The sequence below is a fragment of the Ottowia sp. oral taxon 894 genome, assembly GCF_001262075.1.
GTDB classification, from domain to species: Bacteria; Pseudomonadota; Gammaproteobacteria; order Burkholderiales; family Burkholderiaceae_C; genus Ottowia; species Ottowia massiliensis.
Genome location: NZ_CP012073.1, coordinates 974,724 through 1,000,359 on the forward strand (window position 1 = coordinate 974,724; position 25,636 = coordinate 1,000,359).

Below are 25,636 nucleotides of genomic sequence, written 5' to 3' on the forward strand. Positions count from 1 at the left end.
CAGCCGTGCTGATGCTAGGCTGCGGCGGCGGAGATGATGGCGAAGCCGCGTCTCCTTCCACGCCTTCTCCGCCGCCCGCTTCTCCTGGTGTGCCTCTGCCGGCGCCCTCGCCCACACCGCCCTTACCCACACCAACTCCCGCGCCAAGCCGCCCATCCACGCCATCGCCCACGGCCACTCCCACTTCCGCGCCTACGGTCACGCCCAGCCCAGCGCCTACAGTCACGCCCGCGCCCGAGCCAAATCGCGCGGGCCAGTTGGGCATCAGCGGCAAGGCAGTCGTCGGCCAGATGCTCACCGCCACGCTAGCGGATGAAGACGGCGTGCCTTCCGCCGTGGCCTACCAGTGGTATTCAGACGGCCAGCCCATAGACAGCGCCATTGCGGACAACTACCGCCTGGAAGCCAGCGACACGGGCCGGGCCGTGCATGTGCAGGCCAGCTATACCGATTTGCGCGGCCACGCGGAAAATTTGCGCAGCGCGCCCACGGAAGCGGTGCTCTCCAGCAATCTGCAAGGCTCCGTGCGCATTGAAGGCCATGCCATCGTGGGCCAAACGCTGACGGCGCAGCTGTCGGACGGCAACGGTGTGCCCGCCCAGGGCGTGGCGTATCAATGGCTTGCCAGCGGCTCGCTCATTGCCGCCGCCCAGTCCGCCAGTTACACGGTGCGGCAAGACGACATCGGCAAAACACTCACGGTGCGCGCCGCCTATACCGACCAGGCAGGCTACGCAGAGCAGGTGGAAAGCGCGCCCACCTCGCAAGTGGCCGCCGCCGCGCCCCAGCTCAACCCCGGCGGCTACACGGTGCATACGCATGCGCGCTTTGGCAGGTATTTGGATGTGGCTGATTTCGGCGCTGACGCCAGCGGCCAGCGCGACAGCATTGAGGCCATCCGCAAGGCGCTGGCCGCTGCACATCAGGAAAAGGCCGCTCTGCGCCTGAGCGGCAAACTGCTCATCAGCCAGCAGATCAAGCTGGACGAAAGCAACAAGAACGTCACCGCCCTCTTTGGCGATGGCCCGGACCGAACCGAAATCCTCTTCGGCTGGCCGCAGACGGGCAAGCCGTTCGATTCCAACTTCAACGCAGACGACATCCGCGACCACGCAGGCGTGCTCATCGACGGTCTCAGCGGCAAAACCATTGCCAACCTCGCCGTCAGATACACCAACGCCGACTTCTTCTACCGCAAGGGCGACACCTACTTTGGCAAAGTGAGCGGCATTCTGGTCAGCGACGCCGACAACACCACCATCGACGCCGTTGAAGTCAGCGGCACCAATCGCGCGGGCGTGCTCTTCACCTCGGCCAAGGCGCACAGCCGTTACCCGGGAACCAACCCCAGGGAGCGGGCGGTGGACGTCAGCTACAAAACGCTCTACCACATTGGCCGCATTGGCCGCAGTCAAGTGCCCGTGAGCCGCAACAACCGCCTTGTCAACAGCCATCTGCACCACAACCGCGTGGCAGGCGCGCTCGTGGCCTTCCAGGAAAACTTCACCGCCACCGGCAACCTACTGGCGCGCAACGGTCATGAAAACGACGGCGGCACCGGCTATGGCATCGCCACCGAAGCGGGCAGCTACAACTTCGGCGTGAACTTCTCGCGCAACGTCACCGACCACAACTACCGCAAGGGGCTGGACGTGCACGACGGCAACGACATCGTCATTGAAAACAACCAGGCCAATGGCGACCGGCTCTACGGCATCTCCGTCTACAACCGCCAGTTTTCCATGACGCGCGTGCGCATTGCGAACAACACCATCGCACTTGACCCAGACTTTCGCATGCCCGCCAGCGGGGGCGACAACGCCTACTTTGGCGTGGCTGGCATCCATCTTGACGCCAACTCCGCCTTCTTTGACCTGCGCAGCGAAGGCCCCGGCGTCTATGAAATCATCAACAACAAAATCACCGGGCTGGCCGCCCACAAAGGCGAAGCCAGAACCTACGGCATCGAATGCCGCAACCACGAGCAAGCCATCGACTACACGCTCACCATCGCCAACAACGAAATCAGCGGCGAATCCGCCGCCTGGCTCATCGGCATCTTCAACGACACCAGCTACCAGCCCCGCTCAGGCCGCAAAGGTCCCGGCAAAGGCTCCGGCGACATCCGCGTGCTGAACAACACCGCCACCGTGCGCAGCACCCCGCTACAAAAAGGCGTGCCCCTCGGCATCACGGAAAACGGCTCCGACGGCAACCAGCGCGGCAGCGTGACCGTGCAAGGCAACACCTTCCGCATTACCGAAAACAACCTGAGCTATACCGAAGCGGCAGACATCAGCACCAACGCCGCCCGCATCACCCTCAAGAACAACACCTTCGAGCTGCGCGGCCCGCTGGACAACCCCTACCTGCGCATTGCCAGCGCCGCCAACGCCGCTGGCAGCCTGGAGCTGGAAGGCAACACCATCCTCGCTGACGCCTCCAGCCCGCCCGACTACTGGCTGAGACTGAACCGCGTCACCGCCACCATGCGAGGCAACCAGTACAACGGCCGGCCCTTGGGCGGCCCATGAGCAGCCCACGAGCGGCCGTGCAGCGCCATCAAAAAAGGAGCAAATCCAAGGCCATGAAAAGTGTTGGAGTCCTAGTGAAACCTGCGCAGCCCCCTATCAAATCAGGAGCTAAATACGCTCTTTCCAACAAAGGCTAGCCGCCCCGTCATCGCCACCATAGGCCAGCGGCGATGGATGCGAGAGGGACGGCAGCAGCGTCAGTGCGTCAAGAAAGCCGCGCAGGAAGGAAATCCACTTTTTCGCTGCTCCCCTCCGCGCTGCGGCCCGCCTGCAAAATCGCCCCTCATGACCCAACGCCTGCTCCGCACCGATGGCGAAGCCACTCGCGCCCGCATCCTGCAAGCCGCAGGCACGCTCATGGCCCAAAGCGGCTTCGCCGCCACGCCCAGCAAGGCCATTGCCGCGCTGGCCGCAGTGGATCTGGCCTCCATCAACTACCACTTTGGCGGCCGCGAGGGACTGCTCCAGGCCACGCTGGCCGAAGCGCACCGCCACTTCATCAGCGAGGAAGAGTTGCGGGCGCTGGCCGACGGCGCGCAGCCCGCTTCCGAAAAACTGCGCGCGCTGCTGGCTTTGCTGGCCAAAAACTGCGTCAATGCCTCCAGCTGGCATGGCCGCGCGCTGGCGCGCGAGCTGGGCAACCCTTCGCCCCAGCTGCTGCAAATGCTGCAATCCCAGGTGCCGCAGAAGGCGCGCCCGGTGCTGCGCATTCTCAGCGAGGTTTCCGGCATTCCGCCGCACGAGCCAGCTTTGCTGCGCTGCGCTGTGAGCACGGTGGCGCCGCTCATCATGCTCACCGTCAGCGCCATCGGCATTCCCGGCCCCGCGCAGGCCGTGCGCGAAATGCCGCATGAAGTCATTGCCGAGCACATGTACCGCTTTGCCCTGGCGGGCCTTCAAGCCGTGGGGCAAGCGTGGGCGCAGGCAGGCGGAAAAAAATAAGCGGGCAGGCAGATGCCGCGCGGGCCGTCAGCTGCGCCAGAACTGCGGCGTCAGCAGCACCAGCACCGACAGCAGCTCCAGCCGGCCCAGCAGCATGGCAAAGGTGCAAATGGTGATTTGAAAGTCATTGAGCACGCCGAAGTTGCCCGCCGGGCCTATCTTGCCCATGCCGGGGCCGATGTTGTTCAGGCAGGCGATGACGGCGGAAAAGGCGGTCACCACATCCAGCCCGGAAGCGAGCATGAGCAGCGTCAGCGCCGTCATGGCGCCGCCATAGATGAGCATGAAGGCCATGATGGCCCAGATGACATCAGGCGAGACCGCGCCGCCGCGCCCCAGCGTGACGTGGTGAACCACGCGCGGGTGAATGATGCGCACCAGCTCGCGCCGCGCCAGTCGCACCAGCACCAGCATGCGCACCAGCTTGATGCCCCCGCCCGTGGAGCCTGCGCACGAGACAAAGCAGCCCAGAAACAGCATCAGAACCGGCACAAAGGTGGGCCACAGCAGGTAATCGGTGGCGGCATAGCCGGTGGTGGTGGCCAGTGAAACAACTTGAAAGGCGGCTTGACGCACGGCCTCATCGCTTTCGCTGTAGATGCCGCCATACATCAGCATGCCCGCCACAATGGCCGTGCACACCAGCAAGATTTGCACGTAGGCGCGCACTTCCACATCTTGCGCAATGGGGCGCAGCGAGCGGCGCTGCCAGGCCCTGAAATACAGCGCAAAGCTCACGCCCGAGAGCAGCATGAATAGCGTGGCCGTCCATTCCAGCGCCGGAATGTCCCAGTAGCCAAAGCTCTTGTCATGCGACGAAAAGCCGCCCAGCCCGACCGTGGTGCACATGTGCATGAAGGCATCGGCCCAGCTCATGCCGCAGGCGTGGTAGGCCCACATGCAGGCGGCTGACAGCACGAAATACACGCCCCACAGGCCCCGCGCCGTTTCGGCGATGCGCGGCGTCAGGCGCGTGTCTTTCATCGGCCCCGGCGTTTCGGCCTTGTACAGCTGCGTGCCGCCCAGCCCCAGAAACGGCAGCACGGCCACCACCAGCAGCATGATGCCCAGCCCGCCAATGAGCTGCAAAAAGCAGCGCCACACGTTCACGGGGGTGGCCAGCAGATCCAGCCCCGCCAGCGCCGTGGCGCCCGTGGCCGTCAGGCCGCTCATGGCTTCAAAGTAGGCGTCAAACCAGCTCATGCCATGCACGGTGAACATGAACGGCAGCGCCGCATAGGCGGGCAGCACCAGCCACACCAAGGTGACCAGCAGAAAACCGTCCTTGATCGTCAGTTCGCGGCGGCGGTTGCGCGTCTTGCGCCACAGCAGCGCCCCGCTGACCCAGGTAAACAGCATGCAGCCTGTCCAGACATGGGCGAATGGCGCCGACTCGTCCATCAGCGAAAAGCCCAGCGGCACGGCAAACGTGGCGGCAAAACCCATGAGCGCCCACGACAGCACCAGAAAAGCGCTATTGAAGCGGGCGACGATGGCGTTCGGATTTTTCTTGATGAACATGGAGCGAAATGCCCGCCGGAATCCCTTGGCGGCAAGCCGCCGCAAACTGGCGCTGCGCCACAGGCGCGCAAGCGGCAGGAGCTGCCTGGAAAAAAGAATGCCCAGCCTTGGGAGCCAATCGGCCGCAAGCGCTGGCGCAGCCTGGATTTGCAGCGATGGTTTCGGGAGCGGGGAGCAACAGAAAAACGTCTCAGCGCAAGCCCAGCACGTCGAACATATCGAACAGGCCGCTGGAGCGCCCGGCCAGGAAGCGGGCGGCATGCAAGCTGCCCTGCGCATAGCCCGCCCGGCTGCTGGATTTGTGGCTGATTTCAATACGCTCGCCTTCACCCGCGAAAAGAGCAGTGTGGTCGCCCACGATATCGCCCCCGCGTATGGTGGCAAAGCCAATTTGCTGCGGCTGGCGCTCGCCAGTGTGGCCGTGGCGCTCGAATACGGCGCACTCCTGCAAATTGCGGCCCAGGGCTGCGGCAATGACTTCGCCCATTTTCAGGGCCGTGCCGCTGGGCGCGTCCACCTTGTGGCGGTGGTGCGCCTCAATGATCTCGATGTCATAGCCCGTGGAAAGCGCCTTGGCGGCCATTTCCAGAAGCTTGAAGGTCACGTTCACGCCCACGCTCATGTTGGGTGACATGACGATGGGAATGTGCCGCGCCGCCGCAGCGATATCGGCCTTTTGCGCTTCTGAAAAGCCCGTGGTGCCGATGACCAGCGCCACGCCTTGTGCGCGGCAGGCGGCCAAGTGCCGCATGGTGGCTTCGGGGCGCGTGAAATCAATCAGCACCCGCGCGCCCGCCAGGCCGGCGGTCAGATCGGCGGTAATGGCCACGCCCACAGGCTGGCCTGCGCTGGCACCTGCGTCCTGCCCCAGAGCGGGGCTGCCCGCGCGATCCAGCGCGCCGCTCAGACAGCAATCGGGCGCGGCCCTGACGGCGGCGATCAGCATTTGGCCCATGCGGCCAGTGGCGCCAGCAATGGCGATAGGCAAGGCAGTATCAGTCATGCGCGGACTCGAAATCAGACTTCAGGGAGCAGCGCTTTCCAGCGGCGGATAGCTGCTGGCGGCGGACGCTGGCGCTTCGGTTTCGGCATCAGCTGGCGCGGCAGCGCCTTCGGCCGGGGCGAAGCGGGCCAGCTGCTCCTCGGACGCTTCAAGATGAGGAACCTTCAGCGTGCGCTTTGGGCTGATGCGGTTCACGAATTCGGTTTCGCTGGGCATCTCATCGCCCTCGTAGCGGTCCAGCTCATCGCCCTTGAAAAAAACGGTGAGGCGGTATTTCTGCGGCTCGACCCTCACTCGTTTCATGGTGAACACGTAATCCCAGCGGTCCGCATGAAAAATGCTGGTGGTCAGCGGCGTGCCCAGCGTGTCGCGAACCTGCACGCGCGTCATGCCGGGGCGCAATGCCTGCACCTGCTCGCTGGAGATGAAGTTGCCTTGCACCACTTCAGGCTTGTACATGGTCAGCGCGCCAGCCATGCTCTGCGTGGCGCGATTGAAGCGGCTGCACCCGGCCAGCATGAAAAATGCTGGCAACGCCAGCATGACCAAAGACAAGGAAACGATACGTCTTTGCGACGGCGTGAATACAAACATGGAAAAGCTCATGCACAATGGAGGCGCGCCATTGTAGTTGCAGCATTTGGCCCCAGATTGGCTCTGTAAGGCCGCTTGGCGCGATTCTTATTACACGCATTTTCCCGCCCAACACTGCATCAACGGAGCGTCATCATGGACACGATTGAGGAAATCAAAAGCACGGGTCTGAAGGCCACACAACCGCGCATGAAAATTCTGGAAATCTTCCAGAAAAGCGGGCAGCGCCACATGGCCGCCGAAGATGTCTACCGCCACCTGCTGGCGGAAAACGCCGACATTGGCTTGGCCACGGTATATCGCGTGCTCATGCAGTTTGAACAGGCAGGCATTCTCACGCGCAGTCATTTCGAGGCGACCAAGGCCATCTACGAGCTGCGCGGCGAGCAGCATCACGACCATTTGGTCTGCCTGGACTGCGGCCGGGTGGAGGAGTTTTTCGATCCCGAAATCGAGCGCCGCCAGAATTCAGTCGCCAAAAAGCACGGTTTCTCGCTCAGCGAGCATGCCTTGAGCCTGTATGGACGCTGCACCAAAAATGCCTGCGAGCACCGCGAGGAACGTCAGGGCGCAGGCGAAAGCAAACACTGAAAGCGCTCAGCCGCTCTCCTGGCGCCGTTTCTGCGCTTGAACCCACATTGGATGCGCCAGCTCTGCAAAGGGCTGGCGCATTTTTTGTTGAAGCTCTGGCGGCGCTCCCGTCCGCTTCCATCCGCCAGACAATATCAATCCATATCAAAAAGAGGAGCAAATTAAACGGCATGAAAATGCCGTTCTGCGCAGTTTTCACTAGGATGTATAGCTATGAATGTAATAGCTAGATCATCCCGGCGCATTCACTGTTTACATCCCGTCCGCGTTTTTCGCGCTCATGAACAGAGACTTCAAGCAGGTTCTCAGGCCTCGCCTTGCAGCATGGCCTTGCGGTGGCGCTCCAGGAATTCCTGATAAGTGTGAATGCCGCGCAGCTGCAAGATGGTGTTGCGCACGGCGGCTTCAACCAGCACGGCAATGTTGCGGCCCGCCACCACGGGGATGATGGCTTTGCGCACGGGCACGCCCAGCACGTCTTGCGACAGGGGTTCGTGCGGCAGACGCTCGTAATCGCGCTCCAGGGTTTCACTGCGCACCAGGTGCACGATCAGGCGCAGCCGCATGCGGCGGCGCACGGCGGATTCGCCAAAGATGGCGCGAATATCCAGCAGGCCGATGCCGCGCACTTCCAGCAGGTTTTGCAGCAGCTCGGGGCAACGGCCTTCAATGGTGTTTTCATTGATGCGGGCCAAATCCACCGCATCGTCAGCCACCAGGCCGTGGCCGCGAGAAACCAGCTCCAGCCCCAGCTCGCTTTTGCCTTGGCCGGATTCGCCGGTGATGAGCACGCCCAGCCCCAGGATGTCCATGAACACGCCGTGCATGGTGGTGCGGTCGGCAAAGTGCTTGGACAGGTAGGAGCGCAGCACATCCACCACGAAGCCGGCGGGCTGGTCCGTGGCAAAAAGGGGAATCTTGGCTTCCTCGCAGAGGGTGACCAGCGCGGGCGGAGCCGTTTGCCCATCGCACAGCACCAGCACGGGCGGCTGGAGCGTGACGATGCGGGCCACGCGCCGGGCGCAGTCTTCGGGCGTGCCACGGGTGAGATAGCTGATTTCACGCGCACCGACAATTTGCACGCGATAGGGGTGGACGTAGTTGAGATGCCCCACCAGATCGGCGCCGGAGTGGGCCTCGCGCACGGCCTCTTCATCAAAGCGGCGCTCCGGCGCGTTGCGCCCGGCAATCCATTGCCAGCGCAAGATGGCGAGACGGTCTTCGAACAGCTCGTCGGCGCTGATGGCAGTAGGCTTCATGCCGCAAGCGCGCTCAGTTTTCCGGCGCTGGCGCGGCAGGCTGCCAGCGATCAATCAGACTGTGCAGCTCGTCTGCGCTGGCAGCAGTCTTGAGTTTTTCGCGCTGCGCGCTGTCGCTGAGCAGCTCGGCGATCTCCGAGAGGATTTCAAGATGCTTTTGCGTGGCCGTTTCCGGCACCAGCAGAAAAATGAGCAGCGTGACCGGCTGGTCATCCGGCGCATCAAAGCCGATGGGGCGCGCCAGCTGCAGCACGGCTGCCATGGGCGCTTGCAAGCCTTTGATGCGTCCGTGAGGAATGGCCACGCCGTGCCCCAGGCCTGTGGAACCCAGGCGCTCGCGGGCAAAAAGGCTGTCGGTGATCAGCGCGCGCGAGAGGCCATGCAGGCTCTCGAACAGCAGGCCCGCCTCCTCAAAGGCGCGTTTTTTGCTGGTGACATCCGCGCCCACGAGCACGCGTGAGACCGGAAGGATGGCGGCAAGACGGTTCAGTGGTTGCATGAGGCGCAGGAATCTGGTTGCGGGCCGAAAAAAAACCGCCCTGGGAGTGCCCGGTGCGGCTTAAGTTTGGATGGAGCCTATAGCCTTTTGCTTTTTATTGCACTATCGGGCCGAATTTACACCAATTCCAGCCGAAATCGCGTGCAAGAGCGCGAAACAGGCGCGATTCAGTGCGCGCTGACATAATCCGGCGCTTTTGCGCGCGCAAACAAGGCAGACAAAGGCAGAGCGCGCAACACCTTCCCCGCAACACCCAGCCGGAAAGCCGCTCCATGCTCAATGTCTTCACACTTTCAAACGGGCGCCTGTTCCAGGAAGAAATCGAGTCGCTACAGGAGCTGGAGCAGTTCCGCCCCATCTGGGTTGATCTGGAAACGCCCACGCCGGAAGAAAAACGCTGGGTGCGCCAGCACTACGGTCTGTCAATTCCAGAAGACGCGATGGACGACGACATCGAGGAATCGGCCCGCTTCTACGAAGAAGACAACGGCGATTTGCACATCCGCAGCGATTTTCTGGTGGCTGATTTTGACGAGCCGCGCCAGGTGCGCGTGGCCTTCATCGTCAATCAGGCCAACGAGCAGCTGCGCAGCCACGGCGTGCTGTTTTCCATTCACGACGAAACCGTGCCCGCCTTCCGGCTGCTGCGCCTGCGCGCGCGCCGCATGCCCGGCCTGCTGACCGACGCGCGCGAAGTGCTGCTCAAGCTCTTTGACGCCGATGCCGAATACTGCGCCGACACGCTCGAAGGCATTTATGACGATCTGGAAGCGGCCAGCAAGAAGGTGCTGGACGGCAACGTGGGCGATGAGGTCGCCAGCGAAGTGCTGGCGGCCATCGCCCGGCAGGAAGACATGAACGGGCGCATTCGCCGCAACATGATGGACACGCGCCGCGCCGTCAGCTTTCTCATGCGCAGCAAGATGCTGGATGCCGAGCAGTTCGAAGAAGCGCGCCAGATCCTGCGCGATATCGACTCGCTGGATGGTCACACCACTTTCTTGTTTGACAAGATCAACTTTCTGATGGACGCCACCGTCGGCTTCATCAACATCAATCAAAACAAGATCATCAAGCTCTTTTCCGTGGCCAGCGTGGCCCTGCTGCCGCCCACGCTGGTGGCCAGCGTCTATGGCATGAACTTCCAGCACATGCCCGAGCTGGGCTGGAAATACGGCTACGCCTGGGGCATTCTTCTGATGATTGCCAGCGCGGCGCTGCCCATGCTGTATTTCAGGCGGCGCGGCTGGCTGAAGTGAGGGCGCGTCTGCGCTCCCTATTGAACCGCGCTGGCCAAGGCAGATTAGCTCCCAGAACAATAGCGCCACCTCTCGCCAAACAGGCGACAAAAGCAATTTCAGGCGGCCTGAATTTGCTTCTGATTTCATAGCTGCACGCCGGGCGCTGTTGCGGGCCGTGGCGCCAATCAGGGAAAAACGGCATTGCCAGCCTGCTTTCTATTTCTAGAATTTTTCTTTGGCTGGCCCGTTTGCGGGTCTTTCTCACCCTTTCCTATCAAAACACATGTCCACTTCTTCCTCGCATGCCGCCCCAAAGCCCACCAGCGCAGAAAAGCGCGAGCTGCTGCGCCAGGCCGCGCTGGAATACCACGAGAAACCCGTGCCGGGCAAGATCGCCATTGCGCCCACCAAGCAACTGGTCAACCAGTACGAGCTGGCGCTGGCCTACAGCCCTGGCGTGGCCGCGCCCTGCGAAGAAATCAAGGCCGATCCGGCGGCGGCTTTCCGCTACACGGCGCGCGGCAATCTGGTGGGTGTGGTCACCAACGGCACGGCGGTGCTGGGGCTGGGCGACATCGGCCCGCTGGCGGGCAAACCGGTCATGGAAGGCAAGGCCGTTTTGTTCAAGAAGTTCTCGGGCATCGACGTGTTCGACATTGAAATCAACGAGAACGACCCCGACCGGCTGGTGGACATCATCGCCGCGCTGGAGCCTACGTTTGGCGGCATCAACCTGGAAGACATCAAGGCGCCCGACTGCTTTCATGTGGAGCGCAAGCTGCGCGAACGCATGAAGATTCCCGTTTTTCACGACGACCAGCACGGCACCGCCATCGTGGTGGGCGCTGCCGTGATGAACGGGCTGAAAGTGGTGGGCAAGCGGCTGCAAGACGTGAAGCTGGTGGTTAGCGGCGCAGGCGCTGCGGCGCTGGCCTGCACGGGCCTGCTCGTCAAACTGGGCATCCGGCGCGAAAACGTGTGGGTCACCGACATCAAGGGCCTGGTCTATGAAGGCCGCACCGAACTGATGGATGCCGACAAAGCCATCTATGCGCAAAAAACCAGCCTGCGCACGCTGGCTGAAGTGATTGACGGCGCAGACATCTTCCTGGGCCTGTCCGCTGGCGGCGTGCTCAAGCAAGACATGGTGCGGCGCATGGCCCCCCGCCCGCTCGTGCTGGCGCTGGCCAACCCCACGCCGGAAATCATGCCGGAAGAAATCAAGGCCGTGCGCGATGACGCGCTCATCGCCACGGGCCGCACGGACTACCCCAACCAGGTCAACAACGTGCTGTGCTTTCCCTACATCTTCCGTGGCGCGCTGGACTGCGGGGCCACCACCATCACCGACGAGATGAAACTCGCCGCCGTGCACGCCATTGCCGACCTGGCGCAGGCCGAGCAAAGCGAAGTGGTCGCACGCGCCTACGTGGGCGAAAAACTCAGCTTCGGGCCGGAATACCTGATCCCCAAGCCCTTCGATCCGCGCCTGATGATGAAAATCGCGCCCGCCGTGGCGCAAGCCGCTGCCGCCTCCGGCGTGGCCAGCCGCCCCATCGAAGACATGGCCGCCTACATCGAGCGGCTCCAGCACTTCGTCTATGCCTCGGGCACCACCATGAAGCCCATCTTCGCTGCCGCCCGCGCAGCCGCGCCCGGACGCAAGCGCGTGGCCTACGCCGAAGGCGAAGAAGAACGCGTGCTGCGCGCCGCCCAAATCGTGGTCGATGACGGGCTGGCCCGGCCCACACTCATTGGCCGCCCGGCCATCATCGCCCAGCGCATCGAAAAATTCGGCCTGCGCCTGCAGCAAGGCGTGCACTACGACGTAGTGAACGTAGAGCAAGACGATCGCTACACGCACTTTTGGCAGCAGTACTACGAACTGGCCAAACGCCGTGGCGTCACCGCGCCCATGGCCAAAATCGAAATGCGCCGCCGCTTCTCGCTCATTGGCTGCATGTTGCTGCGCGCCGGCGACGTAGACGGCCTGATCTGCGGCACCTGGGGCGTGCATGCCGCGCACCTGAGATACATCGACCAGGTCATCGGCAAAAAACCCGGCGCGCGCACCTACGCCGCCATGAACGGGCTGATGCTGCCGGGCCGCCAGGTCTTCATGGTGGACACGCACATCAACTACGACCCCAGCGCGGAGCAGCTGGCCGAAATCACCATCATGGCCGCTGAAGAAATGATGCGCTTTGGCCTCAAGCCCAAAGCCGCCTTGCTGTCGCACTCCAGCTTTGGCTCATCCAGCCAGCCCAGCGCCGTGAAAATGCGCCAGGCCCTGGCCCTGCTGCAAGAGCAGGCCCCCTGGCTGCAAGCCGATGGCGAAATGCACGGCGACGCCGCACTCGACAGCGCCCTGCGCAAAACCCTCATGCCCGACAGCCCCCTCACTGGAGACGCCAACTTGCTCGTGTTGCCCGGCATCGACGCCGCCAACATCGCCTACAACCTGCTCAAGGTCGCCGCTGGCGGCAACATCGCCATCGGCCCCATGCTGTTGGGCGCCGCGCGGCCCGTGCACATCCTCACGCCCAGCACCACCGTGCGCCGCATCGTGAACATGACTGCACTGGCCGTGGCCGACGCCAACGCCGCTCACGAATGAGAGAAAAGAGGCAGCTCTCAAAAACCTGCTCAAAGTCTGTCCGTGAATGCGGGAAACGCGGACTCGGGCGCTCGAGGGCGTTGCAAACGCCTCGCAGGGCTACAAGGTCCGTCTGCGGGATTGCGCCTTGCAACCCATCCCAATCCGCTCTTTCGTCCCTCCGGCCAGATGCTGAGCAGGTTCCGAAAGCCGCACCGCGCTCCAGATGGAGCGCTTGCTTTTTGATACCCCTTGCGGCACACTCGCGAGCTGTTTTCCCGCCATGAAGATGAAAGCCAGCATCATCCGCGCGCTCACCTTGGCTGCCTGCCTGCTGGCGTCGGCAAGCGCACTTCACGCTCGCGGACCTGCGCCCGAAGCTCCGGCTTCAGCGGCAGTGGCCTTGGCTGATTTGCCCGCGCAGGGCCAGCACACCTATTGGCTCATTCTTGCTGGCGGCCCTTTCCCCTTCGAGAAAGACGGCACGGTTTTCGGCAACCGCGAGCGCCTTCTGCCTGTGCAAAGGCGTGGTTACTACCGCGAATACACCGTGCGCACACCAGGCGTGCGCCACCGTGGCGGGCGGCGCATCGTCTGCGGCGGATGGCAGCCCGTGGCGCCTGACACCTGCTACTACAGCGCCGATCACTACAGCAGCTTCCGCCGGATTCAGCCCTGAACAACCTTCACCAAGCAACTCAAATGAATTTGCCTCCCCAAATCCAGGAATCGCCCTTCAAGCGCGTGCGACCCAACATCGTGCAATCCATCCGCGCCTTTCATGCGCATGAACTCCAGGACATCGCCGCGCAACTGGGCCAGCACTTTCTCTATGCCAACCTGGCGCACGCCCATACCAAGCAGGACGTGCTGGAATCCATTGCCGAGCAGTTCTGCTTTCCGCCCCACTTCGGCAAGAACTTTGATGCCCTGTATGACTGCATGACCGACCCGCTGCACAAAAGCGGCCCGCAGCCCGGCTTCGTGGTGCTGCTGGAGCAAATTCCCGCCACGCCCAAATTCGACAAGGACGCCCGCGAGCAACTGCTCGACACCTTCCGCGAAGCCGCTGATTACTGGGGCGACCGGCGCATCCCCTTCCGCTGCTTCTATTCTTTTCTGTAGCCCGTTCTGCGCAACCCGGCCAGGCAGAACGGGCCAATGAGGCCCATGAAGGCGAAGCTTTCGAGGAAGACGCCGAAAAACTGGTGGACATCACCGCCGAAGCGCTGCGCATGAGCAACCCTTTCAGCGCCTACTGGCAATCGGCCGCCTGAAACGCCCTTTTGGTCAGCGCGCCAGTTCCAGAACCCGCCGCAAGGCGGGTTTTTGCTGGTGCGGCCTGAATCCATTCATCACGGTATATTTGCAAGCGTTTGCATGCAAACACATACAAAGGCCCGCACATTGCGTGCCTTTTTAATTTTTCAGTAACACCCCGCCAGCGGCAGCGTCCATTTGCGCTCGCAAGGCGGCTGTTTTCTCTCACTTTTGATGGAGTCAATATCAATGTTCACCCGAAAACTGGCCCTGGCTGCTGCGGCTGGCTCGCTCATGCTGCTGACGGGCTGCGTCAGCACCGACATGAAAATGGGTTCGCAAGATGCCAAGACCGTTGCCACCGGCAGCGCAGCAGGCGGCGCAGCCACTGGCGAAAGCTCCGAGCTTGAAAAATGCAGCTCTCCCTTGGGCACCATCTCGCTGGTGGAAAACCAGGACGCAGGCTGGTACACCATCTTGCGCAACGAGTACAAACTGCCCCCCACTTCCAACCTGCTGCGCCTGCTGATCCAGCAATCCAACTGCTTCGTCGTGGTGGAGCGCGGCGCTGCTGGCATGCGCGCCATGAGCCGCGAGCGCGAGCTGATGCAATCGGGCGAAATGCGCCAGGGCAGCAACTTTGGCCGTGGCCAGATGGTCGCTTCCGACTACGGCCTCTCGCCTGAAATCATCTTCAGTGAAGACAACACAGGCGGTGCGCTGGCAAGCATTGGCGGCCTCTTCGGCAACGCAGGCGCCGTCGCGGGCGCCTTGGCGGCGGGCACGAAAACCCGCCAGGCGTCTACCATGCTCACCCTGGTGGACAACCGCTCCGGCGTGCAAATAGCCGCCTCCGAAGGCAGCGCTTCCAAAATGGACTTTGGCGGCTTTGGCGCGCTCTTTGGCGGCAGCGCAGGCGCGGGCCTCGGCGGCTACCAGCGCACTCCGCAAGGCAAGGTCATCACCGCTGCTTTCATGGATGCCTACAACCAAATGGTTCGCGCCCTGCGCAGCTACAAGGCCCAGTCCGTGCAAGGCCAGGGCCTGGGCGGCGGCGGCCGCCTGACGGTGGATGGCGCCGCTGCGCCCTCGCAAACCTACACCCCGCAAACCGCCCCCAAGCGCGGCAAAACCAGGCGCTCCAGATAAACCGCAAGGCATCAAAAGCCCTGAACGGCTGCCCCGCACACCAGCGGCGGCAGCCGTTTTTGTCTGGCTTGCTGCAATCAAGTGTGTTCAAGCCGCAAAAAACATAGCAGCCTGTCCAGCCTGCACCAAGACCCAAAGCCAATTGGGTATTGAAAAAACAAGCTGGCATACCCGCTTTTGCGCCTGCTCTCTCCTCCTATCATGCGGGGCCGTTTCGTTTCCTCCTCATCTTGCCGTGACCGCGCTATCCACCCCTGACGATCCCATTGCCGCCATTGCCACCGCGCCCGGGCGCGGCGCCGTGGGCATCGTGCGCGTTTCGGGGCCGCGCCTGATGCCGCTGGCGCAAGCGCTATGCGGGCGAACGCTGCAAGCGCGGCAAGCCACCTACCTGCCGTTTCTGGACGCAGACGGCAGCCCCATCGACCACGGACTGGCGCTCTTTTTCCCCGCGCCGCACTCCTACACCGGCGAAGACGTGCTGGAGCTGCAAGCCCATGGCGGCCCCGTCGTGCTGCAACTGCTGCTGGCGCGCTGCCTGCAAGCGGGTGAAAAGCTGCTGCCCGGTCTGCGTCTGGCGCGGCCTGGCGAATTCACCGAACGCGCCTTTCTGAACGGCAAGCTCGACCTGGCGCAAGCCGAAGCCGTGGCCGACCTGATCGACGCCAGCACCGCCGCCGCCGCCCGCAGCGCCAGCCGCTCACTGGCAGGCGCTTTCTCCGCGCGCATCCAAACCCTGCTGCAAGGGCTGATCCAGCTGCGCATGCTCACCGAAGCCACGCTGGACTTCCCCGAAGAAGAAATCGACTTCCTCACCCAGGCCGGCGCCAGCGGCCAACTCGCCGCCCTGCGCCAGCAACTTCATGATGTGCTCGCCAGCGCCCAGCAAGGCGCGCTGCTGCGCGAAGGCATCAAAGTCGTCATTGCCGGACAGCCCAACGCCGGCAAAAGCTCCCTGCTCAACGCCCTGGCCGGGGCGGAACTGGCCATCGTCACCGCGCAAGCCGGCACCACGCGCGACATCGTCCAGCAAACCATCCAAATCGAAGGCGTGCCCCTGCACGTGCTCGACACAGCAGGCCTGCGCGACAGCAGCGACGAAGCCGAGCGCATCGGCATCGCCCGCGCCTGGCAACACATCGGCCAAGCTGACGCCGTGCTGCTGCTGCACGACGCCACGCGCCAAGCCGACGCCGCCCACGCAGCCGAAGACGCACGCATCGCCGGGCGCATCGCCGCTGACGCGCCCGCCGCGCCCCTGATTCACATCTGGAACAAAGCCGACGCCCTGCCCCCGCAAGAAACGCCCGCCCTGCCGCCAGACGCCCTGCTGATCTCGGCCCGCACCGGCCAGGGGCTGGACGCCTTGCGCCAGCGCCTGCTGCGCACGGCCGGCTGGCAGACCACGGCGGGCGAAAGCCCCATCATCGCCCGCGAACGCCACCTGGCCGCCCTGCGCCGCACGGAGCAATGCCTGCAAGCCGCGCACAACTGGCTGCACGCCAGCCCGCCCGCCATCGACCTGCTGGCCGAAGAACTGCGCCTGGCCCAGCAGGCGCTGGGCGAGATCACCGGCGAATTCACGCCCGACGACTTGCTGGGCGTCATCTTCTCGCGCTTTTGCATTGGCAAGTAGGGCGAGCCTCCGGGCTGCTGATCAACCCGCCTGCCGCCGAAAACGGGCCGCGAAAAGCCGTTATCGCTCTTTTCTTGCATCAAATTCCAGTCATGCCCAAAGTGACATGACAGATGAGCTGCGACAGATGTTGGCCGGACACATGGTCCAGGATCAGGAAAGCCCAAACTCTGCTGATCAGCCTGTTTTTCAAAACAGCCCGCCGCCTTCGCGCTGCGGCGCGGCCAGCCCCAAATGCCGCCAGGCGGCTTGTGTGGCCACGCGTCCGCGCGGGGTGCGTTGCAAATAGCCCTGCTGGATGAGATAAGGCTCAATCACATCTTCAATGGTGCCTGGCTCTTCGCCAATGGCGGCGGCCACGTTGTCCAGGCCCACGGGGCCGCCGTCAAAGCGGTGAATCACGGCTTCCAGCAGCTTGCGGTCCATCAGGTCAAAGCCTTGCGGGTCCACGTCGAGCATGGCCAGCGCCCGGCGGGCCATTTCTTGCGTGATGCGGCCCTGCCCTTTCACGTCGGCATAGTCGCGCACGCGGCGCAGCAGGCGGTTGGCAATGCGCGGCGTGCCCCGGCTGCGGCGGGCGATTTCCATGGCGCCGTCGGCGTCGGCCGGCACATTCAGCAGCGCCGCCGAGCGCGTGACGATGCGCGCCAGCTCGTCAGGCGTGTAGAACTCCAGCCGCGCCACGATGCCGAAACGGTCGCGCAAGGGGTTGGTGAGCATGCCCGCGCGCGTGGTGGCGCCCACCAGGGTGAAGGGCTGCAAGTCGAGCTTGATGCTGCGCGCGGCCGGCCCTTCGCCAATCATGATGTCGATCTGGTAGTCCTCCAGCGCGGGGTAGAGGATTTCTTCCACCACGGGGCTTAAGCGGTGGATTTCGTCGATGAAAAGCACATCGTTGCGCTCCAGGTTGGTGAGCAGCGCCGCCAGGTCTTTGGGCTTTTCCAGCACCGGCCCGCTGGTTTGGCGCAGTTGCACGCCCAGCTCGTGCGCGATGATGTGGCTGAGCGTGGTTTTGCCCAGCCCGGGCGGGCCAAAAAGCAGCACGTGATCGAGCGCTTCCTGGCGCTTGCGGGCCGCGCCGATGAAGATTTCAAGCTGCTCGCGCGCCTTGGCCTGGCCCACGTATTCGTCCAGCAGCTTCGGGCGCAAGGCGCGCTCCAGCGCTTCTTCGTTGGGCGAGGCGGGCGCGGCTGAAACCACGCGCCGCGCAGCGCCAGCGGCCGGGGCGAAATCGTCTGTATGAATGCTCATGAGGCGCGCAAGTATGCCTGCGGGGGCAGGCCTGCCGGCGCGCCGCCGCGAAAGACTGGCCGCGAGCGGAAAACCGCGTTTGCACAGCGCAAAATAAAGCGTTCCACACACTTTGAAACAGACGCCATGCTTTCCGCCTCTGCCTCGCCGCCCGCCGCCATCACGGAATACCTGCGCAGCCACATCCGCACCGTGCCCGACTGGCCCGCGCCGGGCGTGCAGTTTCGCGACATCACGCCGCTGCTGCAAAACCCGCGCGTTTTCCGCGTGCTGATTGACGCCTTCGTGCACCGCTACATGACGCCCGCCCTGCGCCCGGACGTGGTGGCGGGGCTGGACGCGCGCGGCTTCATCCTGGGCAGCGTGGTGGCCTACGAGCTGAACGTGGGCTTTGTGCCCATCCGCAAAAAGGGCAAGCTGCCCTTCACCACGGTGGAAGAAACCTACGAGCTGGAATACGGCAGCGCCACGGTGGAGCTGCACGCCGATGCCGTCAAGCCAGGCGACCGCGTGCTGCTGATTGACGACCTGATTGCCACCGGCGGCACCATGATGGCGGGCCGCCGCCTGCTGGAGCGCCTGGGCGCCGAAGTCACCGAAGGCGCGGCCATCGTCGATTTGCCGGAGCTGGGCGGCTCCGCGCGCCTGCGCGAAAGCGGCCTGCCGCTGTTCACGCTGGTGGAATTTGACGGGCGCTGAAAGGCGCCCTTCCCTGCTTTTTTTGGAGACCGCACCATGCACATCCTCGCCTTGCACGGCATCAATCTGAACATGCTCGGCCAGCGCGACCCGGCCCACTACGGCACGGTCACGCTGGCCGATATTGACGCCGCCATGCAGCGCCTGGCTGACGAGCTGGGCGTGCGGCTGACCTGCTTTCAAACCAACCACGAAGGCCAGATGTGCGAGCGCATTCACCAGGCGCACCGCGAAGGCGTGGACGCCGTGCTCATCAACGCCGGCGCGTGGTCGCACACCAGCGTGGCCATCAGCGACGCGCTGGCCATCCTGCGCTGCCCCGTGGTGGAAGTGCACCTGTCCAACATCCATGCCCGCGAGCCGTTCCGGCACCACTCGCACATTGCCCACGTCGCGCGTGGGCAAATCTGCGGCTTCGGCGCGGATTCGTACCTGCTGGCGCTGCGCGCGGCGGCCGCCTTCGGCCCCTGTGCCCGGCATCCACGCTGACCATCCCGCAACCTGAAAGGAGACAAGCCATGGGCAAACGCCTCACCCAGATCGCCACCCGCACCGGCGACGACGGCACCACCGGCCTGGGCAACAACACCCGCGTGTCCAAAAACAGCCTGCGCCCGCACGCCATGGGCGATGTGGACGAACTCAACAGCCATATCGGCCTGCTGCTGTGCGAAGACCTGCCCGCCGACGTGCGCGAGCTGCTCATCGACATCCAGCACCAGCTCTTCAACCTGGGCGGCGAAATCTCCATTCCGGGCTTTGAGCTGCTCAAGGACGACGCGCTGGCGCAGCTGGACGCCGCCCTTGAGCGCTACAACGCCGCGCTGCCGCGCCTTCAGGAATTCATCCTGCCCGCCGGCACGCGCGCCGCCGCGCAATCGCACGTGTGCCGCACCGTGGCGCGCCGCGCCGAACGCGCCGTCGTGGCCGTCTGCGAAGCCGAAAACCTGCGCCCCGCCCCGCGCCAGTACCTCAACCGCCTCTCTGACCTGATGTTCGTGCTCGCCCGCGTGCTCAACCGCCACCGCCCCGACGGCAGCGCGGGCGACGACGTGTACTGGAAAAGCGAGCGGCTGGAGCAAAGCGGCGCATGAACCCACCCGCCGCGCCCCACAAGCTGGCCGTCCTGATCGACGCCGACAACGCATCGGCCGCCGCCGCAGCCGGGCTGTTCGCGGAAATCGCCAAATACGGCATCGCCAGCGTCAAGCGCATTGACGGCGACTGGAGCCGGCCGGCGCCGCAAGGCCAATGAGCCGCCCCGTGCCGCACCGCCCCGCCCATGCGCCCGGCCCCTGCCCGTCCGCGCCCGGAAGCATCAGAAACAGGAGCGGATTCAAGGGGGTCAAAAGTGGCTTTCGCGCACTTTCCACTAGGACATCATGCTATGGATACCGTAGCGAAATAAGCCTTCCAGCCGGCCCCACCAGCGGCTGGCCGCTGGCGTCAGGCGTCTGCGCGGCATGAGCCTGCTGTCCATCGAGTTCGCGGCGTTTTTCATGCTGCTGTTTCCGGCCTACTGGGCGCTGCGCCCGTGGCCGGGGGCGCAAAACGCGCTGCTGCTGGCGGCCAGCCTGTTCATGCTGTGGCTGGCCAATCCGTATTTCGCAGCGGCGCTGCTGGTTTTTGCCACGGGCGTTTTCGGCGTGGCGCGCGGCATTGCCCAATCCCGCCATGAAAAGGCAAAAAAGCGCTGGCTGGGCGCAGGCGCGGCCCTGATTGCGGCCAATCTGGGTTTTTTCAAATATCACGATTTTTTCGCGGCCCATTTTCCCGCGCCTTTGCAAGAGCCGGTGGCGGCGCTGATTTTTCCGCTGGGGCTTTCGTGGTATTCATTTCAGGCCATTGCGTATCTGGACTGGCTGCGCCAGCGCCCGGCCAGTCTGGCGCTGAAATGGCATGAGCTGGTTTTGCACCTGGGCTTTTTCCCCACGGTGACCAGCGGCCCCATTTTCCGCGCGGGGCTGCAAAAAAGCGTGGAGGGGCTGCACGCGGGCGCGGCCATTCAGATTCAGACGCGGCGGCCGCGCCGCCTGCTGAACCCGGCGCTGGCGGTGTGCCTGATTTTGCTGGGCATTACCAAAAAATGGTTTCTGGCCGGCGCGCTGGCCGAACAATTGGTGGACCCGGTTTTTGACAATCCCATGCAGCACGCGCCGCTGACGGTATTGACGGCCATTTACGGCTATACGGCGCAGCTTTTTTTTGATTTTTCGGGTTATTCTGATTTGGTGATTGGCCTGGCCATGCTGCTGGGTTTTCATATTCCGCTCAATTTCATGCAGCCGCTGGCGGCGCACAATTTGCGCGAATTCTGGAACCGCTGGCATATCAGCCTTTCCACCTGGATACGCGATTACATCTATATCCCGCTGGGCGGCAGCCGCCACGGTTTTGCGCGCACGCAGCTGAATTTGCTGCTGGCGCTGGGGCTGTCGGGCGCGTGGCACGGGCAAGGCTGGAATTTTTTGCTCTGGGGGCTGGCGCACGGCGCGGGCCTTGTGCTGCTGAATGCGGGCGATGCGCTGGCCGGGCGGCGCAACGCGCTGGCGGGCACGGCGGCGGGGCGCTTTGCGGGGCGGCTGGCCACGGCGCATTTCGTGTGCCTGGCCTTCGTGGTGTTTCGCGTGACCGATGCGGAAAGCCTGGCCGCCGTGTGGCAGGCGCTGGCCGCGCCCGATACGCCCTGGGCCACGCTGCCGCCGCCGCGCGCGCTGGCCTGGCTGGCGCTGCTGGCCGCCGCCTGGCTGCTGTGCCGCCCGCTGGCCGCCGCCTTTGCCGCCTGCGTGGCGCTGATGCAGCGCCTGCCCGTGCTGGCGTGGGCGCTGCCCGCCAGTGCGCTCATGGGCTTGCTCATCATCGTGGCGCCGCCGGGTGTGCCGGGGTTCATTTATGCGGGGTTCTGAAGGGGCGATGAACGCGCACGCGGGCCGGCGCGTGGGCGCGGCAGGGCTGTTTGCGGCGCTGGCGCTCACCGGCGCGCTCACGCTGTGGTTCGGGCAAGACTCATTCAACGCCTGGTGGCTGCAAACCTGGCATCAGCGCAGCCCGCTGGAGCGCCTGAACGCCTGGCCGCAGTGGCGCAGCGCAGCGGCCCTGCGCGCCCGCCTGCAAGCCTGGCATGACGGCCCCGCTTCTATGGAACAAGCCGTGGCGGCGGGCCTGGCCGCTGATAGCGCGGCAAATGAAGTCTCGCCCGAAGCGCCCGGCATCCCTGAATTGCCGCCCGTGCCGCCCGCGCCTGAAGCGCCTCAGACACCTGATGCGCCGCAAGAAAACGCCGCGCCGCCCGTCATACGCCTGGCTGCGGCAGACAAAGTGCTGTTCGTGGGCGACTCCATGATGCAAAGCATCGCCCCTTTGCTCCAGCGGACGCTGCTGCGCGAAGGCGGCATCCGCTCCATCAACCTGAGCCGCCACAGCACGGGCCTGACCAACGCCGCCTACTTCAACTGGCCACAGGCGGTGGAAGCGGCCTTGCGCCAGCACCCGGACACGCGCCTGGTCGTCGTGTTTCTGGGCGCGAACGACCCTTGGGATTTTTTTGAAAGCCGCAGCCGCAAACGCTTTGGCACGCCCGAGTGGGATGAAGCCTACGCCGCGCGCGCCTTGCGCATCACCCGCGCCGCGCGCCAGGCGGGCGCGTCCGTCATCTGGATTGGCCTGCCGCTGATGCGCGCCAATGACTACGGACAGCGCATCCGCCGCCTGAACGCCGTGCTGGCGCAAAACCTGGACGCCGCCGCGCTCTGGCTGCCCACCGAAGAGCTGCTGGGCGACGGCACGCCAAGCTACGCCGACAGCATCCGCCTGGAAGGCAAGCTCACCCGCGTGCGCCACGCCGACGGCATCCACCTGGCCCTGCCCGGCCAGAGGCGGCTGGCCAGCCACGTGCGCCAGTTCATCGAATACGCGCCCGCCGCCGCGCCCAAAGCAGACGCAAAAACCAGCGCAGAGGCGGCGGCCCGCCCGCCTGCCATGCCGCCCAATCCGGCTCCAGCCCTTTGAATACGGGCGCTGGCCACTATCAGAACAAGAGCAATGCGCGGCTCTGAGCCTGTTCAAAACCTCTCGCGAAGACAGATTTTGAACAGGTTCTCAGGCGGCGGCGGGCGGCAACAGGGCGGCCACGCCGTACAGGCGGGCCAGCTCGGCCAGGCGGGCGGGCATGCCGTGGACGGCGAAGCGCTTGCCTTCCAGCAGGCAGCTGCGGCGGCATTCGAGCAGCACGGCCAGGGCTGAAGAGTCAAACTGCGTGAGGGCTGAGGCGTCGGCCACCACGGTCTGCTCACCAGCGGTGTGGGTGGCCTGGCGCAGCATCACAAGGCAGGCGGCGGCCTGCTTGTGGGTGAGTTCGGCGGGCAGCACCAGCATGTCAGCGCTCACTTGGCGGCGTTGCTCTTGTTGCGCTCGACGAGCGAGGCGATCAGGCCGTCGATGCCGCTTTGATTGACCTGCTGCGAGAACTGGGGCCGGTAGTTGGCGATGAGCCATACGCCCATGATGTTGAGGTCGTAAATCTTCCAGCCGGAGCTGCTGCCGGGGGCCTTTTCAAGGCGGTAGTCCAGCTGCACTGGCTCGCTGCCGCCGCTGCTTTGGATCAGGGTGCGCACGGTGATTTCATCGTCTCCCGCAGCCTTGGAGGGCATGGGGCGGATGTCGAAGGTCTGGTCCTTCACCTTCTTGAGCGCGCCCGCGTAGGTGCGCACCAGCAGCATCTTGAATTCCTGCTCCAGCCGCTTGCGCTGCGCCTCGCTGGCCTGCCGCCAGCCGGGGCCGACGGCAGAAGCCGTCATGCGGCGGAAGTTGATGTTGGGCATGATTTTTTCGTCCACCAGCTGCATGAGACGGTCTATGTCGCCTGCCTGCATGGCCTTGTCGGCCTTGATGGTTTGCAGCACTTCCTGCGAGAGGCGGCCAATCCAGGCATCCGGCGTTTCGCCAGCGGCGCGGGCGGCGGGCAGGCCCAGCGCCAGCGTGGCGGCCAGGGCGGGCGCGCCCAGCAGCAGGGCGCGGCGCGGCAGGGCGGAGAGCGGGGTGTTGTTTTGCATGAGGGTTCCCTTCGTTTCATGGTGCGCCGCCAGAAGGGCGGCGGGCAGGGGGCGTATTGGAATGCAGATTGGCGGCGCGCGCTGGCGCAGCCGGTTACAAAGTGTCTGCGAAAGAAGTGGCCGGCAGCCGCCAGGAGCCGCGCGGGCGTCATGGCTTCAGAACAGCCATCCGGATCGCAGACGGACGCGGGCGCAACGCTTGTTTGCCGTCGGCCGCAAGGGGCGGCGAATCGGGACGGGCAGCATGGCCCAAGACCACCCGGCTCTCCGCACTTTCGCGCCTGCGAACAGGCTGCAAGCAGGTTCTCTGGCAAGGGATACGAAGGTGCGGGGGCTTATCAAAAAAGGAGCAAATTCAGGCAGGCGAAAAACAGTGGTTGCGCAAGCTTTTCTAGGACCTAATGCTATTGATTAAGGAGCGAAATCTGCCGCTTTCTGCCGTCTTTTCGCTGGCCTCTTGCAGACGCGGACAGGGTGGTTTGGGGCGGCTCCATCCAGCAGCCGGTTTACGGCGCGCCGCCATCCGCCTGGCTGGCTGGGGCGGCATCGGGCTGGGCTGCGGGGGTAGCGTCAGGGTTGTCGTAGTCGGGGTAGCCGTCATCCTGGCCCGGTTCGGCGGGCGGGTTGCCGTCGTACACGTCGTTGCGGCGCTTTTGCAGCCAGGCGTCGCGAGTGAAGGCGTAGTCGTCAATGGATGCGCCGCTGAGCACGTCTTCCACGCCGAGCAGGCGCGAGCGCGCATCCACGAAGCTCAGCGCAGCCAGGCTGTTGCGCAAGCGGATGCTGTGGACGTGGGTGCGCGGGTTGCCGTAGTAGTCGGCGGGCATGCTGAGCGCGTCGCGCAGGGTGGAGGGGCCAAGCAGCGGCACCACGAAGTAGGGGCCGGGCGGCACGCCCCACCAGGCCAGGGTCTGTCCGAAGTCTTCGCGGTAGCGGCGGATGCGCATTTCGCTGGCGGGGTCGAGCACGCCGCCCAGGCCGATGGTGGTATTGACGATGACGCGCCGGAAGGAGTGCAGCGCCCGCTCCGGCTTGGCTTGCAGCACGTTATTGACGAAGGACCAGACGTCGGAGAGGTTGTCGAAGAAGTTGCCAACCCCGGTGCGCACGGGCTGCGGCATGGCCTTCTGGTAGGCCGTGGTCACGGGGCGCATGACGGCATCGTCCACAGCGGTGTTAAAGCGCGTCATGGAGCGGTTGTAGTTTTCCCAGGGATCGTGCGGGTTGCCGCCGGGGGCGCTGGCGCAGGCCGACAAGGCCAGGGCCACGCTGGCTGCGGCCAGCTTGCACAGGGTGCGGGCGTGGGTCTTCATGGGCGTTTTACTTTTTGTCGCCGCCGTCGGCGGCGCTGTTGTAGAGGAACTGGCTGATGACGTTTTCAAGCACGACGGCGCTTTGGGTGGACTTGACCACGTCGCCCGCTGCCAGGTTTTCTTCCGAAGCGCCCGCTTCCACGCCGATGTATTGCTCGCCCAGCAGGCCGCTGGTGAGCACTTTCAGCGAGCTGTCTTTGGGAAAGTGGTAGCGCGTGTCCATCTCCAGCGTGACTTGCGCCTGAAAGCGCTGGTCGTCAAAGCGGATGTCGGCCACGCGGCCCACGAGCACGCCCGCGCTGCGCACGGCGGCCTTGGGTTTGAGGCCGCCGATGTTGTCAAACAGCGCGGTGACGCGGTAGGTGGGCTGCCAGTTCAGGCTCAGCAAATTGGCCGATTGCAGGGCCAGAAAGACGAGGGCGGCCGCGCCGATGAGCACGAACAGGCCCACCCAGACATCGTTTTTGGAGCGCTCCATGAGGCGTTTTTCCTTTTTT

Annotated in this window: 26 protein-coding genes; 15 read left to right on the forward strand and 11 right to left on the reverse strand. The window is 64.4% G+C overall.

Annotated features, from left to right (window positions below; genetic code table 11):
* The first annotated feature begins 11 nt into the window (after positions 1-11).
* Together ADJ79_RS04120 and ADJ79_RS04125 are read left to right on the forward strand one after the other, a co-directional pair.
* A complete protein-coding gene (locus tag ADJ79_RS04120; protein WP_253273889.1) occupies positions 12-2,534 on the forward strand; it encodes a right-handed parallel beta-helix repeat-containing protein in 2,523 nt (840 codons plus the stop codon).
* 285 nt (positions 2,535-2,819) lie between these two features.
* Entirely contained in the window at positions 2,820-3,476 is a 657-nt protein-coding gene (locus ADJ79_RS04125) for a TetR/AcrR family transcriptional regulator (RefSeq protein WP_050714909.1), read from the forward strand.
* A 27-nt stretch (positions 3,477-3,503) separates the two neighbouring features.
* On the opposite strand, the gene ADJ79_RS04130 is transcribed toward ADJ79_RS04125, so the two are convergent.
* From ADJ79_RS04130 to ADJ79_RS04140, 3 genes are all read right to left on the reverse strand, one after another.
* A complete protein-coding gene (locus ADJ79_RS04130; protein ID WP_050714910.1) occupies positions 3,504-4,997 on the reverse strand; it encodes a TrkH family potassium uptake protein in 1,494 nt (497 codons plus the stop codon).
* Positions 4,998-5,187: 190 nt separating this feature from the next.
* Entirely contained in the window at positions 5,188-6,000 is an 813-nt protein-coding gene (dapB, locus tag ADJ79_RS04135) for a 4-hydroxy-tetrahydrodipicolinate reductase (RefSeq protein ID WP_050714911.1), read from the reverse strand.
* A 21-nt stretch (positions 6,001-6,021) separates the two neighbouring features.
* The gene (locus ADJ79_RS04140) at positions 6,022-6,543 is read right to left on the reverse strand and encodes an outer membrane protein assembly factor BamE (RefSeq protein ID WP_050714912.1); all 522 of its coding nucleotides are present in this window, start codon (positions 6,541-6,543) and stop codon (positions 6,022-6,024) included.
* 186 nt (positions 6,544-6,729) lie between these two features.
* Here ADJ79_RS04140 and fur point away from each other — a divergent pair, with 186 nt between their 5' ends.
* Entirely contained in the window at positions 6,730-7,185 is a 456-nt protein-coding gene (gene fur, locus ADJ79_RS04145) for a ferric iron uptake transcriptional regulator (protein WP_050714913.1), read from the forward strand.
* A gap of 305 nt (positions 7,186-7,490) precedes the next feature.
* Here fur and hprK read toward each other — a convergent pair whose 3' ends face one another.
* Both hprK and ADJ79_RS04155 read right to left on the reverse strand, forming a co-directional pair.
* Entirely contained in the window at positions 7,491-8,444 is a 954-nt protein-coding gene (gene hprK, locus ADJ79_RS04150) for an HPr(Ser) kinase/phosphatase (RefSeq protein WP_050714914.1), read from the reverse strand.
* Between the two features lie 13 nt (positions 8,445-8,457).
* Positions 8,458-8,934 carry a PTS sugar transporter subunit IIA gene (locus tag ADJ79_RS04155; protein WP_050716394.1) on the reverse strand — a complete coding sequence of 159 codons (477 nt, stop codon included), beginning with the start codon at positions 8,932-8,934 and terminating at the stop codon, positions 8,458-8,460.
* A gap of 281 nt (positions 8,935-9,215) precedes the next feature.
* On the opposite strand from ADJ79_RS04155, the gene corA reads away from it, so the two are divergent.
* From corA to ADJ79_RS04175, 4 genes are all read left to right on the forward strand, one after another.
* Entirely contained in the window at positions 9,216-10,202 is a 987-nt protein-coding gene (corA, locus tag ADJ79_RS04160; RefSeq protein ID WP_050714915.1) for a magnesium/cobalt transporter CorA, read from the forward strand.
* A gap of 265 nt (positions 10,203-10,467) precedes the next feature.
* The gene (locus ADJ79_RS04165) at positions 10,468-12,801 is read left to right on the forward strand and encodes an NADP-dependent malic enzyme (RefSeq protein ID WP_050714916.1); all 2,334 of its coding nucleotides are present in this window, start codon (positions 10,468-10,470) and stop codon (positions 12,799-12,801) included.
* A 262-nt stretch (positions 12,802-13,063) separates the two neighbouring features.
* Positions 13,064-13,459 carry a ribonuclease domain-containing protein gene (locus ADJ79_RS04170; protein WP_050714917.1) on the forward strand — a complete coding sequence of 132 codons (396 nt, stop codon included), beginning with the start codon at positions 13,064-13,066 and terminating at the stop codon, positions 13,457-13,459.
* 23 nt (positions 13,460-13,482) lie between these two features.
* A complete protein-coding gene (locus ADJ79_RS04175; RefSeq protein WP_050714918.1) occupies positions 13,483-13,905 on the forward strand; it encodes a barstar family protein in 423 nt (140 codons plus the stop codon).
* Here the strand turns inward: ADJ79_RS04175 and ADJ79_RS04180 are convergent.
* Entirely contained in the window at positions 13,890-14,132 is a 243-nt protein-coding gene (locus ADJ79_RS04180) for a hypothetical protein (RefSeq protein ID WP_050714919.1), read from the reverse strand. The genes ADJ79_RS04175 and ADJ79_RS04180 overlap by 16 nt on opposite strands.
* A 157-nt stretch (positions 14,133-14,289) precedes the next feature.
* On the opposite strand from ADJ79_RS04180, the gene ADJ79_RS04185 reads away from it, so the two are divergent.
* The gene (locus tag ADJ79_RS04185; protein ID WP_050714920.1) at positions 14,290-15,189 is read left to right on the forward strand and encodes a CsgG/HfaB family protein; all 900 of its coding nucleotides are present in this window, start codon (positions 14,290-14,292) and stop codon (positions 15,187-15,189) included.
* 235 nt (positions 15,190-15,424) lie between these two features.
* A complete protein-coding gene (gene mnmE / locus ADJ79_RS04190) occupies positions 15,425-16,825 on the forward strand; it encodes a tRNA uridine-5-carboxymethylaminomethyl(34) synthesis GTPase MnmE (protein ID WP_050714921.1) in 1,401 nt (466 codons plus the stop codon).
* 189 nt (positions 16,826-17,014) lie between these two features.
* Here the strand turns inward: mnmE and ruvB are convergent, their stop codons facing one another.
* Positions 17,015-18,076 (reverse strand): Holliday junction branch migration DNA helicase RuvB, encoded by a 1,062-nt coding sequence (ruvB, locus tag ADJ79_RS04195; RefSeq protein WP_050714922.1) that lies wholly within the window; start codon positions 18,074-18,076, stop codon positions 17,015-17,017.
* Positions 18,077-18,202: 126 nt separating this feature from the next.
* Here ruvB and ADJ79_RS04200 point away from each other — a divergent pair, with 126 nt between their 5' ends.
* From ADJ79_RS04200 to ADJ79_RS04220, 6 genes are all read left to right on the forward strand, one after another.
* Positions 18,203-18,775, forward strand: coding sequence for an adenine phosphoribosyltransferase (locus ADJ79_RS04200; RefSeq protein ID WP_050714923.1), 573 nt, complete (start codon positions 18,203-18,205; stop codon positions 18,773-18,775).
* Positions 18,776-18,811: 36 nt separating this feature from the next.
* The gene (gene aroQ, locus ADJ79_RS04205) at positions 18,812-19,264 is read left to right on the forward strand and encodes a type II 3-dehydroquinate dehydratase (RefSeq protein ID WP_050714924.1); all 453 of its coding nucleotides are present in this window, start codon (positions 18,812-18,814) and stop codon (positions 19,262-19,264) included.
* A 29-nt stretch (positions 19,265-19,293) separates the two neighbouring features.
* Complete coding sequence (locus tag ADJ79_RS04210) at positions 19,294-19,869, forward strand: cob(I)yrinic acid a,c-diamide adenosyltransferase (RefSeq protein WP_050714925.1); 576 nt, start codon at positions 19,294-19,296, stop codon at positions 19,867-19,869.
* Positions 19,866-20,030, forward strand: a complete 165-nt coding sequence (locus ADJ79_RS14015; RefSeq protein WP_216597169.1) for a hypothetical protein — start codon at positions 19,866-19,868, stop codon at positions 20,028-20,030. Before ADJ79_RS04210 ends, ADJ79_RS14015 begins: the two co-directional genes overlap by 4 nt.
* Before the next feature lie 208 nt (positions 20,031-20,238).
* Positions 20,239-21,681, forward strand: coding sequence for an MBOAT family protein (locus ADJ79_RS04215; RefSeq protein ID WP_050714926.1), 1,443 nt, complete (start codon positions 20,239-20,241; stop codon positions 21,679-21,681).
* Between the two features lie 7 nt (positions 21,682-21,688).
* Positions 21,689-22,783 carry a DUF459 domain-containing protein gene (locus ADJ79_RS04220; protein WP_050714927.1) on the forward strand — a complete coding sequence of 365 codons (1,095 nt, stop codon included), beginning with the start codon at positions 21,689-21,691 and terminating at the stop codon, positions 22,781-22,783.
* A 90-nt stretch (positions 22,784-22,873) separates the two neighbouring features.
* On the opposite strand, the gene ADJ79_RS04225 is transcribed toward ADJ79_RS04220, so the two are convergent.
* The 4 genes from ADJ79_RS04225 to mlaD form a co-directional block, all read right to left on the reverse strand.
* Entirely contained in the window at positions 22,874-23,149 is a 276-nt protein-coding gene (locus ADJ79_RS04225; protein WP_050716395.1) for a lipid asymmetry maintenance protein MlaB, read from the reverse strand.
* An 8-nt stretch (positions 23,150-23,157) separates the two neighbouring features.
* Positions 23,158-23,826: a phospholipid-binding protein MlaC gene (locus tag ADJ79_RS04230; RefSeq protein ID WP_050714928.1), complete on the reverse strand. Its 669-nt coding sequence runs from the start codon at positions 23,824-23,826 to the stop codon at positions 23,158-23,160.
* A 506-nt stretch (positions 23,827-24,332) separates the two neighbouring features.
* Positions 24,333-25,139: a VacJ family lipoprotein gene (locus ADJ79_RS04235; protein ID WP_050714929.1), complete on the reverse strand. Its 807-nt coding sequence runs from the start codon at positions 25,137-25,139 to the stop codon at positions 24,333-24,335.
* A gap of 7 nt (positions 25,140-25,146) precedes the next feature.
* Positions 25,147-25,617 carry an outer membrane lipid asymmetry maintenance protein MlaD gene (gene mlaD / locus ADJ79_RS04240; protein ID WP_050714930.1) on the reverse strand — a complete coding sequence of 157 codons (471 nt, stop codon included), beginning with the start codon at positions 25,615-25,617 and terminating at the stop codon, positions 25,147-25,149.
* Positions 25,618-25,636: the final 19 nt, after the last annotated feature.

Excerpts from the sequence above, each read along its gene's own strand:
- ADJ79_RS04120 (WP_253273889.1), top strand. The coding sequence starts at position 12 with ATGCTAGGCTGCGGCGGCGGAGATGATGGCGAAGCCGCGTCTCCTTCC.
- ADJ79_RS04125 (WP_050714909.1), top strand. The coding sequence starts at position 2,820 with ATGACCCAACGCCTGCTCCGCACCGATGGCGAAGCCACTCGCGCCCGC.
- ADJ79_RS04130 (WP_050714910.1), bottom strand. The coding sequence starts at position 4,997 with ATGTTCATCAAGAAAAATCCGAACGCCATCGTCGCCCGCTTCAATAGC.
- dapB (WP_050714911.1), bottom strand. The coding sequence starts at position 6,000 with ATGACTGATACTGCCTTGCCTATCGCCATTGCTGGCGCCACTGGCCGC.
- ADJ79_RS04140 (WP_050714912.1), bottom strand. The coding sequence starts at position 6,543 with ATGCTGGCGTTGCCAGCATTTTTCATGCTGGCCGGGTGCAGCCGCTTC.
- fur (WP_050714913.1), top strand. The coding sequence starts at position 6,730 with ATGGACACGATTGAGGAAATCAAAAGCACGGGTCTGAAGGCCACACAA.
- hprK (WP_050714914.1), bottom strand. The coding sequence starts at position 8,444 with ATGAAGCCTACTGCCATCAGCGCCGACGAGCTGTTCGAAGACCGTCTC.
- corA (WP_050714915.1), top strand. The coding sequence starts at position 9,216 with ATGCTCAATGTCTTCACACTTTCAAACGGGCGCCTGTTCCAGGAAGAA.
- ADJ79_RS04165 (WP_050714916.1), top strand. The coding sequence starts at position 10,468 with ATGTCCACTTCTTCCTCGCATGCCGCCCCAAAGCCCACCAGCGCAGAA.
- ADJ79_RS04170 (WP_050714917.1), top strand. The coding sequence starts at position 13,064 with ATGAAGATGAAAGCCAGCATCATCCGCGCGCTCACCTTGGCTGCCTGC.
- ADJ79_RS04175 (WP_050714918.1), top strand. The coding sequence starts at position 13,483 with ATGAATTTGCCTCCCCAAATCCAGGAATCGCCCTTCAAGCGCGTGCGA.
- ADJ79_RS04180 (WP_050714919.1), bottom strand. The coding sequence starts at position 14,132 with ATGGATTCAGGCCGCACCAGCAAAAACCCGCCTTGCGGCGGGTTCTGG.
- ADJ79_RS04185 (WP_050714920.1), top strand. The coding sequence starts at position 14,290 with ATGTTCACCCGAAAACTGGCCCTGGCTGCTGCGGCTGGCTCGCTCATG.
- ruvB (WP_050714922.1), bottom strand. The coding sequence starts at position 18,076 with ATGAGCATTCATACAGACGATTTCGCCCCGGCCGCTGGCGCTGCGCGG.
- ADJ79_RS04200 (WP_050714923.1), top strand. The coding sequence starts at position 18,203 with ATGCTTTCCGCCTCTGCCTCGCCGCCCGCCGCCATCACGGAATACCTG.
- aroQ (WP_050714924.1), top strand. The coding sequence starts at position 18,812 with ATGCACATCCTCGCCTTGCACGGCATCAATCTGAACATGCTCGGCCAG.
- ADJ79_RS04210 (WP_050714925.1), top strand. The coding sequence starts at position 19,294 with ATGGGCAAACGCCTCACCCAGATCGCCACCCGCACCGGCGACGACGGC.
- ADJ79_RS14015 (WP_216597169.1), top strand. The coding sequence starts at position 19,866 with ATGAACCCACCCGCCGCGCCCCACAAGCTGGCCGTCCTGATCGACGCC.
- ADJ79_RS04215 (WP_050714926.1), top strand. The coding sequence starts at position 20,239 with ATGAGCCTGCTGTCCATCGAGTTCGCGGCGTTTTTCATGCTGCTGTTT.
- ADJ79_RS04220 (WP_050714927.1), top strand. The coding sequence starts at position 21,689 with ATGAACGCGCACGCGGGCCGGCGCGTGGGCGCGGCAGGGCTGTTTGCG.
- ADJ79_RS04225 (WP_050716395.1), bottom strand. The coding sequence starts at position 23,149 with ATGCTGGTGCTGCCCGCCGAACTCACCCACAAGCAGGCCGCCGCCTGC.
- ADJ79_RS04230 (WP_050714928.1), bottom strand. The coding sequence starts at position 23,826 with ATGCAAAACAACACCCCGCTCTCCGCCCTGCCGCGCCGCGCCCTGCTG.
- ADJ79_RS04235 (WP_050714929.1), bottom strand. The coding sequence starts at position 25,139 with ATGAAGACCCACGCCCGCACCCTGTGCAAGCTGGCCGCAGCCAGCGTG.
- mlaD (WP_050714930.1), bottom strand. The coding sequence starts at position 25,617 with ATGGAGCGCTCCAAAAACGATGTCTGGGTGGGCCTGTTCGTGCTCATC.